Origin of the sequence: Deinococcus ficus (assembly GCF_003444775.1) — a bacterium.
Classification (GTDB): domain Bacteria; phylum Deinococcota; class Deinococci; order Deinococcales; family Deinococcaceae; genus Deinococcus; species Deinococcus ficus.
The window spans coordinates 494,651-505,781 of sequence record NZ_CP021081.1; the positions used below are offsets into that span (position 1 = coordinate 494,651).

Below are 11,131 nucleotides of genomic sequence, written 5' to 3' on the forward strand. Positions count from 1 at the left end.
CAGTCCTGCGCGTCCATCTATCCGGTCAGGTCAGTGGCGGACCCGGTAGACTGCCCCCATGACCAAGTCCTATGACTTTGACGTGCTCGTCATCGGTGCCGGCCCCGGCGGGTACCACGCCGCCATCCGCGCCGCGCAGCTGGGGCTCAAGACCGCCTGCGTGGAACGCGAGGCGGTGGGCGGCGTGTGTCTCAACTGGGGCTGCATCCCCACCAAGGCCCTGCTGCACGCCGGCGAGATGGTTCACGAAAGCAAACAGGCCGCCGACTTCGGCCTGACCTTCAGCGGGACCAGCCTGAACATCGGCAAGCTCAACGGCTGGAAAGAAGGCATCGTCAAGAAACTCACCGGCGGCGTCTCCGGCCTGTTCAAGGCGAACAAGGTCACCCTGCTGACCGGGCAGGCGTCCTTCGTGGACGACCACACCGTCAAGGTCGGTGACCAGACTCACACCGCCGCGAACATCATCATCGCCACCGGCAGTGAGCCCGCCACCCTGCCCGGCATCACCGTGGACCAGCAGGTGATCGTGGACAGCACCGGCGCCCTGAACGTTCCCGACCCCATCCCCGGCCGCATGCTGTGCATCGGCGGCGGCGTGATCGGCTTCGAGTTCGCGCACATCTACAACAACCTCGGCAGCGACGTGAAGGTCATCGAGTTCCTTCCCACCGTCATCCCCGGCGCGGACACCGACGCTGTCGCCGCGTTCCGCAAGAGCATGGAAAAGCAGGGCATCAAGGTCGCCACCCAGACCAAGGCGAACAGGGCCGAGAAGAAGGCCGACGGCGTGCACGTCGAACTGGAGGACGTCAAGACCGGCGCCAAGACGGTGGAGGTCTACGACCGCGTGCTCGTCGCCATCGGCCGGCGCCCCCGCACCGACGGCCTGAACCCCGAGAAGGCCGGCGTGACCGTCACCGACCGCGGCTTCATCCCCGCCGACCGCAAGCAGCGCACGAACGTCCCCCACATCTACGCCATCGGCGACGTCGCCTCCAACCCCATGCTGGCCCACAAGGCCATGAAAGAGGGCCTGGTGGCCGCCGAGGTCATCGCCGGCAAACCCGCCGAACAGGACGCCGTCGCGATCCCCGGCGTGGTGTACACCAGCCCCGAACTGGCCTGGGTGGGCCTCACCGAAGCCGAAGCGAAGGAAAAAGGCTACGAGGTCAAGACCGGCAACTTCCCCTTCGCTGCCTCCGGCCGCGCCATGACCCTCCAGAGCACCGACGGTTTCGTGAAGATGATTGTCGAGAAGGACACCGACCTGCTTCTCGGCGTGCACATCGTCGGGCCGCATGCCAGCGACATGCTCGGCGAGGCCGGCCTCGCCCTGGAGATGGCCGCCACCGCCACCGACATCGCCCTGACCATCCACGCCCACCCCACCCTGGGCGAGAGCGTCCTGGAAGCCGCCGAGGCCGTGCACAAGCAGGCCATCCACATCGTCAACCGCTGAGTACCGCAGGCCGGGTCCGCCTGTCCCATCGGGGCAGGCGGGCTCTGCATTGCCGCGGCCTTACTCGGGCGGCGTGTCGCGGGTCAGGGCGATGTGCAGGAAGTAGTTGTCGTCGTTCGGGTCCTCCGACTGCTCCTGGAACGCCTCCAGCACCACCGCCATCAGGGCGTCCGCGAGCCGCTTGGCCTGCCGGCGGTTCAGGCGGATCAGCCCGAAGGTGTCCAGCGGCAACTGCTGCCGGATCTCCTCCGGCAGCGCGGCCTGGGTGGGGAACGGCGAGGGCACCAGTTCCTGGCGCAGCAGGTTGTTGCCGTCCACATAGATGCGGATCATCCAGTCCTCGGAGATGCGCTGGTACTGCTGCGTGATGGAGTGGCTGAGGCGGTCGGTGCCCGGCTGGTTCATCTGCGCGATCACGGCGTCCAGCGGCGCGGTGCGGCTGAGGTCCACCATGAATTCCGCACTGACCGCCTGGTACGTGTGGGGTTTGCGCTCCCCGACCTGCCGCAGCAACCCCAGGTCCACGAAACGCCGCACCCAGTACGCCAGCGCGCTGGGGCTGCTGCGGGCGTACCTCGCGGCTTCCGGGATGGTCATGGGCCGGGCCATGAACGGCGCGAGCAGCCGCGCGCGGGAGAAATCCAGCAGGACCCGGCCGGCTTCCGAATCCAGTAGTGTGGCACCTGCCATTCTCAAACTCTACAGGCGTTTTTTTTTCGGACGGGCGCTAACGTATGCGCAGCAGTCCAGCACCCCACGGAGGACCGATGATGAACCGCCGCACCCTACTGCGCTCCGTACTGCTCCTCTGCCTGTGCGTCTCCACGGTGGACGCCACAGACAGCTCGGCGGCATCCGGTTACCCCGGCTGGATCTGCCACATCCTGAACTGCGCCGTGACCCCCTGACCCCACGCCCCTGAGCGTTCCGGCTCCACCCGGACCGGACCGCACTGGGAACCGCTGAGACATCGTCTTCTTCCGCCTTGCTCCCGCTCTCACCCGTTCTCTCCGCCTCAGCGCGGCATGCCCCTGGCGAAAGCCAGGGGTGTGTTCGTGTGGGTCAGGGCACCTCCGCGGTGCCGGCCGCCGGCTCGGGAGTGGGGCGGCGCAGCACGCGGTCCATGCGGCTGTGCTGACGATCCAGCTGCGCGGTCCGGTCCGCAGCGGCGCGGCGCAGGAACCAGGCGCTCAGGCCGGAAGCGACCAGGGACAACGTGACCATGATCAGCAGCGGTTTCTGCTGCGCGATCACGGTGCGGTCCAGCGCGGTGGACACCGTTTCGGCCTTGGGGTGCGGGGCGTCGATCAGCACCATCGGGACCAGCAGCAGCCCGGCCATGAGCAGCAGCGCGGTGAGCAGGTGCCAGCTGCTGTTCAGCTGGCGGAAGAGCCGCTGCAGCCGCCCACTCCCGGACCCGGCGGTCCAGGTCAGGGCCTCGGCCGTCCAGCGCGTGAAGCGGCCCACGGCCGTCCACACCAGGAGCAGGGCCGGCAGGCCCAGCACGGCCGTGAGCAGCAGCCCCAGGATGGCCCGGGCCCGGCCATCGAAGTACCCGGGGGTGGTCACGGCCTGCCACTGCGGCACCACAAGCACCAGCGCCACGATCAGGGTCGTCAGGCGCAGCAGCCACCCCGCCCCGGCCAGGGCAGCGCGGACAGGTGCCGAGGGGCGCGCGGTCCACGCGGCGGCTGTGAGCGCGAAAAGGGCGCCGGCCGCGGTGAAGCCGGCCAGCCCGCGCAGCATCAGCAGGTGGGTCCGGATCTCGCCGGGGGAGAGGTTGGGCGTCTCCGGGTTGACGGGGGTGCTGAGCAGCGGCTGCAACTGGCCCAGGAAGGCCAGGAGCAGGGCGCAGCAGGCGAGCAGGGCGGCGCCGGGCAGGCCGACCTTCAGGGCGGAGGACATGCGCCGAGTATGCCGCCAGGGATGCGGAGCGGGGGACGCATCTGCGGTCCCGGCGTGGGGCAGCCGTTAGGGGAGGGGCGTCCGGCCAGGGGTGGACACGGGCCCCGCGGTCGGGCCAGGTTCCTGTGCTCTGCGCGGGGCGCCCCGTACACTGCGGGCATGGCGACTTCCCTCTCGGACCGGCTCTCCACCGAACTCGCGGGCCTGCGTGACGCGGGCCTGCTCATCTCCCCGCGCGTGCTGGAGGCCCCGCAGCGCGCCCGCACCCGCGTGGACGGCCGCGCGGTCGTGAACCTCGCCAGCAACAACTACCTGGGCTTCGCCGACCACCCGAAACTCAAGGCCCGCGCGCAGGAGTACCTGGAAAAGTGGGGCGCCGGGGCGGGCGCCGTGCGCACCATCGCCGGCACCATGCAGATTCACGAGGACTTCGAGCGGCAGATCGCGGCGTTCAAGCACACCGGCAGCGCGCTGGTCCTGCACAGCGGCTTCACCACCAACCAGGGCGTGCTGGGCGCACTGCTGCAGGAAGGCGACCTGGTCGTCAGTGACGAGCTGAACCACGCCAGCATCATCGACGGGCTGCGGCTGACGAAAGCGACCCGCAAGGTGTTCCGGCATGCCGACCCGGCCGACCTGGAACGCGTGCTGCGCGAGAACCCCACCGACGGTCTGGTGATGGTCGTCACGGACGGGGTGTTCAGCATGGACGGCGACGTCGCCCCGCTGGATGAACTTGTGGCGGTCGCGCGGAAGTTCGGCGCGGTCACGTACGTGGACGACGCGCACGGCTCGGGCGTGATGGGCCCGCAGGGCAGCGGCACGGTGCATCACTTCGGGTTCGAGTACGCCGACGACGTGATCCAGGTCGGCACGCTGAGCAAGGCCTGGGGCGGCGTGGGGGGCTACGCAGCCGGGCACGGGGACCTGCGGCAGCTGCTGATCAACCGCGCGCGCCCGTACCTGTTCTCGACCGCCATGGCCCCTGCCACGGTGGGCGCGCTGGCCGCCGCGCTGGACGAGGTGCAGGCCGATCCCAACCTGATGGAGCGCCTGTGGGACAACACCCGCTTCTTCAAGGCGGAACTGCACCGCCTGGGCTTCGACACCATGGGCAGCGTGACGCCCATCACGCCCGTGGTGTTCGGCGAGGCGCCCGCGGCGTTCGAGGCCAGCCGCCGCCTGTTCGACGAGGGCATCTTCGCGGTGGGTCTGGGCTTCCCGACCGTGCCGCGCGGCAAGGCCCGCATCCGGAACATCGTGACCGCCGAGCACACCCGCGCGGACCTGGAGCAGGCCCTGGGCGCGTATGAGAAGGTCGGCCGGGCGCTGGGCATCATCTGAAGGGCCCCACACGGGCAGGCGGGGCGCGCGCCCTATCATCCTGGGCATGACCAACCGGCCGCCCGTGGGCGACAGACAAGACAAGGGGGCGCAGGTGCAGGCGATGTTTGCCAGCATCGCGCCCCGCTACGACCTCCTCAACCGCGTGCTGAGCCTGGGCGTGGACCGCTCCTGGCGCCGCGCGGCCGTGACCGAGGCCCTGGCGAAAAGCCCCGCCCGGATCCTGGACGTGGCGACCGGCACCGGCGACTTCGCGCTGGAACTCAAGACCCGCGCCCCGCACGCGCAGGTGGTCGGCAGCGACTTCGTGCCGGAAATGCTGGAGATCGCCCGCGGGAAGGCCGCCGCCCGCCACCTGGACGTCCAGCTGGAGCAGGGGGACGCCCTGAGCCTGCCCTACCCGGACGGCAGTTTCGACGTGGTGACCTGCTCGTTCGGGTTCCGGAACTTCGCGGATTACGCCCGCGGCCTCGCGGAGATGTGGCGGGTGCTGGCGCCGGGAGGGCGGGCCGTGATCCTGGAGTTCCCGCCGCCCGCCCCGGGCCTGTTCGGGCTGCTGTTCCGCTTCTACTTCCGTCAGGTGCTTCCGCGGATCGGGGCGCTGGTCAGCGGGAACGGCGGGGCGTACACGTACCTGCCGGAAAGCGTGCTGGCCTTCCCCGACCCGGAACGCCTGGCCGGGCTGATGCGCGCCACGGGGTTCCGGACCCGCTACCGCCTGCTGACCTTCGGAATCGCAGCCATCCACGTCGGCGACAAGACCTGAGCCTCCCCGCGCTTGACATGGAAGGAGAAGTCCTGTACACTTCTCCTTCTGGTCAGTTGCTTGACCATGCAGGCCCAGCATGCGGTTGCGCAGCGGGCCCCTCCCGGGTGACCGGGGAAGGCAGTGCGAATCTCACGAAGTACCGCTGCACTTGAGGGAGACGCCCACCTCCAGGATAAAAAACGGGCGTGCGACTGGCAGAATGCGGCAAGACCCGCAGCGCCGGACCACACAGGAGACCTTTGCGGGTCTCCTTTCTCATGTCGGTAAGGGAAAACAGTACTGATAATCCCCTTCTGATGGGCCCGCTGGACCCTGAGACGATCCCGTCCATGCCCCCACTGGCTGGTCTGATGGGGGTGTCATTTCCAATGTGGCTCACACTTCGCTGACGTGAGAAGTCTAAACTCCATGAGGTTTTTTCAATTTAGAGTGTGTTCAAGGAGAACCTCATGTCTAGCCAGCAGGGCCGACAGGCCCCTCAGCCGCCCCGTGCAGACCGCCCTCCGTACCGCGCCCCCCAGGTCACCAACCTGGGCCCCTGGGCCCAGCTCACCCTGGCCTACTCCGTGCCTATCGTGCCCCCCGCCGGAGGCCCCCAGTGACCCTGCGCACCAACACCCTGCTCCTCGCCGGCCTGCTCACCCTCAGCGCCTGCACCACCAGCCCCACCCCCCCCACACAACCCCAGACCGGCGCCAGCACCAAAGCGGCCCTCGGCGTATACGAACTCAGCCTCAGCGGCGACGGCAAAACCGCCAAGCAAGCCAGCGTCCGCGCCCAGGCCAACGAGGTCGGCGGCCTGAGCTTCCAGAGCGTGCAGTACGGCTACACCGTTGACAGCCAGAGCAACTCCACCGTCGCCTACGCCACCTTCGACGTCACCAACAACAGCGGCACCGACATCACCGCCCCCACCCTCGTGCCCATCGACACCGCCGGCACGGGCGGCACCGTCGGCTACACCGCGTTCCGTGAACTGAAAACCTTCGGCGGCGCCGACGCCTCCAGCAAGGCCGCCGGCCTCACCTACACCCAGGGCACCAACCAGCAGGGCCACACCACCCCCCTCGTCGCCAGCCTGGACAGCGGCAGCATCACCGGCATCAACACCGGCACCACGCAACTCGCCGGCACCGCCCGCAGCGGCTGGGTCATGCCCGCCCTCACCAACGGCGCCACCGGCCGCGTCACCGTCGCCATCCGCATCCCCGGCACCGACGCACAACAGAACCCCTTCTCCTTCAACATGGTCTTCACCGTCGCCGACAACGTGCCCCAGACCAGCACCCTGACCAACATCGGCACGGTGCAGGGCGCCACTCCCAGTGGGGACGCCCCGGCTGCCCTGACCGGTACCCAGACGGTGGAAGGGGTCATTACGGCCTACTACCCCAAACTCAGCGGTTTCTTCGTTCAGGAAGAAGGCATGGACGCCGACGCCGACCTCACGACCAGCAACGGCGTCTTCGTGTACTGCAACACCGCCTGCCCCACGGACCTTCAGTCTGGGGAACGGGTCCGCGTGACGGGCACCATCGCGGAATACAACAAGGGCACCCAAATGGCTTCCCCCACCATCACCCGCCTGATGGCTGGCCTCGCCCTGCCGGACGCGATCACTGTGACCCTGCCTGTCGTGGATACGCAACTGGAACGCTACGAAGGTATGCGTCTCACGTTCCCGGAAACCCTGACCATCACGAACAACTACCCCTACGGTCAATACGGTGAACTGGGCCTTTCCAACGCCGGACGCATGTTCAACCCCACGAACGGCAATGCCGCCAGCACCGCACAGGCCCAGATCCTGCTCGACGACGGCGTGAGCAACTCCTACCCCAACCCCCTGGCCTACCTGAGCAGCGAGAACACCCGCCGCACCGGCGATACCATCACGGGCCTGAACGGCATCTGGCACACCATCGCCAACCTGCCCATGCTGGAACCCGAGGGCACGGTCAACTTCCAGAGCGTGAACACCCGCGCCGGCAACCTCACGCCCAAAGATGTGGGCGGCACCCTGAAAGTCGGCGGCGCGAACGTCCTGAACTACTTCACCACCTTCGGCAGCCGCGGCGCGAACAACGCCACGGAATTCGCCCGCCAGCGTGCGAAGACCGCCTCCAACCTGGTGGCCCTGAACGCCGACGTCCTCACCCTCATGGAAGTGCAGAACAACGGTGACACTGCGCTTAACGACCTCGTGGCCGCTCTGAACGAGAAGGCCGGCGCCGGCACCTACGCCGCGATCCAGACCAGCACGGTCGGTACCGACGAGATCAAGGTCGCCATCATCTACAAACCCGGCAAAGTTACCCCCGTCGGCACGTACCAGCTCGACACGGACAGCATCCACTCCCGCCCGCCCGTCGCCCAGACCTTCCAGGACAACACCACCAAAGGCGTATTTACGGTGGTGGCCAATCACCTGAAGAGCAAGGGGTGCAGTGGCGCGACTGGCGCCAACGCCGACCAGGGCGACGGTCAGGGGTGCTGGAACGCCCTGCGCGTACAGCAGGCCACGCAGCTCTTGAACTTCGTCAACACGCTGAAAACCAGCACCGGCGACCAAGACGTCATTCTGATGGGCGACTTCAATGCATACGGTGCTGAGGATCCCATCAAGACGATTCAGAATGGCGGCTTTGAAAGCCTCAACCTCCGTATCCCCGCCGAGGACCGTTACAGCTACCAGTTCAACGGCACGTTCGGATATCTCGACCACGCCCTGGCCAGCAGCAATCTGAGCGCGCAGGTCACCGGCATCACCGAGTGGCACGTCAATAGCGACGAACCCATTGCCGCCGACTACAACACCGATGACGGTGCCGTGGATCTCTTCGACCCCATGACCCCCTTCCGCGCCAGCGACCACGACCCTGTTCTGGTGGGCCTAAACCTGAACGCTGACACGATTGTCACCCCTCCCCCTGCTCCGACCACTAGTCTCAGCGCCAACCCGACTACCCTGAGCGTCACGGCGGACGGAACCAGCAGCGCTAGCAGCACCGTCACGGCCAACACCCAGAACTACAACGGGGCTGACCTCGCCATCACCACCAGCAACGCGGCGGGCCTGAGCGTTACCACCTCCTCCGCCACTGTGGCCCCGATCGGCACCTTTACGGTGACTGTTAAGGCCCCTGTTGGCACGACATCCGGCAGTTACCCGGTGACCGTCACCACAACCGGCGACAACGGTCTGAGCGCCAGCACCACCATCAGCGTGACCGTTACCGCCGCGCCCACCACTGGGCCTGTGAACCATCTCGTGATCAGCCAGGTCTACCCGGGCGGCGGCGGTGGCAGCGCCACAGCTTCTTACAAGAACGATTACGTGGAGGTGTTCAACCCCACCGGCCAGAGCATCAATCTGACCGGCTACAGCCTCCAGTACTACTCCGCTGCGGGGACCACCACCAGCAATACCTTTAACCTAAGTGGGACCCTGACCGCCGGACAATACCTGCTCGTGAAGACGGGTCAGGCCGGCACGGGGGGGGCAGACCTGACCGGTGCGGACCTCACGACCACCAACCTGAGCATGGGCGGAAGCGCAGGTAAGATCGCGCTTGTTCAGGGCACAGCTGCCGTAACCTCCACCGATGCCAGCATCGTAGATGCCGTCGCCTGGGGATCGGTGACCTCCCCGTACGAAGGAACGTACAGCACTGCCCCTACCGTTGCCCAGGCACTGTTCCGCCTGCGGAACGGCTGCCAGGACACCAACAGCAATGCAAGTGACCTGACCATTCAGGCCACGGCGCCGCGTAACAAGAGCACGCCCGTCAACGTCTGCGCGACCCCCTGAACTCTCTGCACTCAAGACCGCCCTCAAAGGAGGGCGGTTTTTCTGTTCTTACGCGTTGGGTGATGTGCTTGGGATCGAGACTGATGGTCAGGCTGGTAAAAACTAGAAGACGAACTGCTGTAACAGGGACGTTGAGAGCGGGAACTTGCCGATTTTCAGGATGTAATGCCGCCTGCTGGACCAAGCTGACGCTCCACTTCGTCCAGCAGGCCTTCCCGACCCGTTCCCCTAATGTGCAGATGACGAATCACTGGGCTGATGGCATGTGCAGTGGCATGCTGGCCGGTAAGCGTGAGGGGCAGGCCGCTGGCCTCCCAGACAAGTCGAGCAACATGCGCGGCAGGGATTTCTATAGGCTGGCCCAGGAACAGAAGGGCCTCCAGAGCTGCGGGTTCCCGGGTGCGACTGAGGCTCAGGAGGTGTTTCCCATACACGTCCGTGCCCTGGGTGTGTGGCAGCAACTGCGGGGCGAACCGTTCCAGGCTGTCGCGGTAGGCGCGCAGCCAGCGGTCGAGGCCGTGCACACGGCGGGTTCCGGGGTGTAGCCAGGTCTGGTCCTCGGCGAGGATGGTGTAGCCGAGGCCGGCGAGGCGCAGGGCGGCGGTGCTTTTGCCGGCGCCGCTGGGCCCGGTGATGCTGACGGCGCGGCCATTCAGGGCGGCGGTGCTGGCGTGCAGGGGGAGCCAGCCGCGGGCGCGGTGCAGTTCGGAGAAAAGGAGCAGCGCGGTGAGTTCGGAAAGCTCCGGGGTGCGGAGGGTGAGGGTGGCGTGGCCGGGGGTGAGGTGCAGGAGGGCTGGGCCGATCTGCACCTGATCCTTGGTGGTGTGCAGGGCCGTGGTGGCGTTGGAGACGGTGACGGTCCGTTCGGGAGCGGTGAGATCGGGGAAGTCGGCCACCTGCACCGTGACGGGGTATGGGGATGGCGTGCCGGAATGGGTTTCCCAGCGGTCGCGCAGAGCGGCCTCCAAGTGATCTGGCAGTATGCCGGTGTCGAGGGTGAGGTCCAGGGAAGTCCAGGTGCTCACGACCGGGTGATCAGGTGCCGGGCTTCCAGACTGGTCAGCAGGGCGTGGACGTCCGCCTGGGCCTGCTCATGGGGGAGGCCGTACTCGCCTTCGAGTAGGGCGGTCAGGTCGTTTTCGGGGGCGGGGAGGGCCTGCCAGAGGAGGCGGCCGGTGTCGTTGAGGCTGAACATCTCGCTGCTGGCCGGGTCGAGCAGCACGAGTTCGTCGCCGAGGTCGGTGACGAGGACATCAGGAACGGCGGACCACATGCGGTCAGGGTAGCGTCCCGGCGTCAGGCAGGCGTGCCCGCAGGGTGCCTATGAGTTCGGCGGGCGTGGCGTGGGCGGTGTCCAGGCGCAGGACGGGTGCGGTCCACGGTTCGTAGTGGTGTGCGGCGGCCTGCACGTCGGCCCAGGTGGGCGGGGCCCAGCGGCCCGCGTGGGTGTCGGGGGCGGTGTGGCGGGTTTCGACGCGGCGGCGGTGTTCGGCCGGGTCGGTGCAGGTGACTTCCACGTTCACGAGGGTCGCGCCGGCCCGGGCGGCCACGTCGGCCCAGGCTTCACGGGTGGCGGTGACTGGGTTGACGAGGTCCACGATGACGGGGAGGCCCGCGCTGAGCTGGTCGGCGGCGACGGCGTACAGGGCGGCGTAGCCTTCCACGGTCACGCGGTCCAGGCCGGCGTTCAGCAGGGCGGCTTCCACGCTGTCCACGCGCAGGTGGGCGGCGCGCAGGTCCCGGGCGAGGGCGCGGGCCAGGGTGCTTTTGCCGGTGCCGGGCAGGCCGGAGAGGACGATCAGCATGCGTGCAGGCTACGGCGCCGGGCGGGGTAGGTGAC

9 protein-coding genes are annotated in these 11,131 nt (G+C 67.7%); 4 read left to right on the forward strand and 5 right to left on the reverse strand.

The window, feature by feature from the left end; genetic code table 11:
• Positions 1 to 58 precede the first annotated feature (58 nt).
• Positions 59 to 1,462 carry a dihydrolipoyl dehydrogenase gene (lpdA, locus tag DFI_RS02440; protein WP_022800270.1) on the forward strand — a complete coding sequence of 468 codons (1,404 nt, stop codon included), beginning with the start codon at positions 59 to 61 and terminating at the stop codon, positions 1,460 to 1,462.
• A 60-nt stretch (positions 1,463 to 1,522) separates the two neighbouring features.
• On the opposite strand, the gene DFI_RS02445 is transcribed toward lpdA, so the two are convergent.
• Together DFI_RS02445 and DFI_RS02450 are read right to left on the reverse strand one after the other, a co-directional pair.
• Positions 1,523 to 2,152, reverse strand: coding sequence for a helix-turn-helix transcriptional regulator (locus tag DFI_RS02445; protein WP_027463331.1), 630 nt, complete (start codon positions 2,150 to 2,152; stop codon positions 1,523 to 1,525).
• A gap of 372 nt (positions 2,153 to 2,524) precedes the next feature.
• Entirely contained in the window at positions 2,525 to 3,367 is an 843-nt protein-coding gene (locus DFI_RS02450) for a hypothetical protein (protein WP_027463332.1), read from the reverse strand.
• A 159-nt stretch (positions 3,368 to 3,526) separates the two neighbouring features.
• Between DFI_RS02450 and DFI_RS02455 the strand changes: the two genes are divergently transcribed.
• The 3 genes from DFI_RS02455 to DFI_RS02465 all read left to right on the forward strand — a co-directional run bounded on the left by DFI_RS02455 (position 3,527) and on the right by DFI_RS02465 (position 9,291).
• Positions 3,527 to 4,711: a BioF/Kbl family PLP-dependent acyltransferase gene (locus DFI_RS02455; protein WP_027463333.1), complete on the forward strand. Its 1,185-nt coding sequence runs from the start codon at positions 3,527 to 3,529 to the stop codon at positions 4,709 to 4,711.
• Positions 4,712 to 4,757: 46 nt separating this feature from the next.
• Complete coding sequence (ubiE, locus tag DFI_RS02460; RefSeq protein ID WP_027463334.1) at positions 4,758 to 5,477, forward strand: bifunctional demethylmenaquinone methyltransferase/2-methoxy-6-polyprenyl-1,4-benzoquinol methylase UbiE; 720 nt, start codon at positions 4,758 to 4,760, stop codon at positions 5,475 to 5,477.
• Between the two features lie 601 nt (positions 5,478 to 6,078).
• On the forward strand, positions 6,079 to 9,291 hold the full coding sequence (locus tag DFI_RS02465) for an ExeM/NucH family extracellular endonuclease (RefSeq protein WP_027463335.1): 3,213 nt from the start codon (positions 6,079 to 6,081) through the stop codon (positions 9,289 to 9,291).
• 155 nt (positions 9,292 to 9,446) lie between these two features.
• Here DFI_RS02465 and DFI_RS02470 read toward each other — a convergent pair whose 3' ends face one another.
• Genes DFI_RS02470 through DFI_RS02480 form a run of 3 tightly spaced genes read right to left on the reverse strand, consistent with a single transcriptional unit; the run spans position 9,447 to position 11,096 of the window.
• Positions 9,447 to 10,259, reverse strand: coding sequence for a hypothetical protein (locus tag DFI_RS02470; RefSeq protein WP_155864564.1), 813 nt, complete (start codon positions 10,257 to 10,259; stop codon positions 9,447 to 9,449).
• 53 nt (positions 10,260 to 10,312) lie between these two features.
• Positions 10,313 to 10,564 carry a PqqD family protein gene (locus DFI_RS02475; protein ID WP_027463337.1) on the reverse strand — a complete coding sequence of 84 codons (252 nt, stop codon included), beginning with the start codon at positions 10,562 to 10,564 and terminating at the stop codon, positions 10,313 to 10,315.
• Positions 10,565 to 10,568: 4 nt separating this feature from the next.
• Positions 10,569 to 11,096, reverse strand: coding sequence for a P-loop nucleotide/nucleoside kinase family protein (locus DFI_RS02480; RefSeq protein WP_027463338.1), 528 nt, complete (start codon positions 11,094 to 11,096; stop codon positions 10,569 to 10,571).
• Between the last annotated feature and the right edge of the window lie 35 nt (positions 11,097 to 11,131).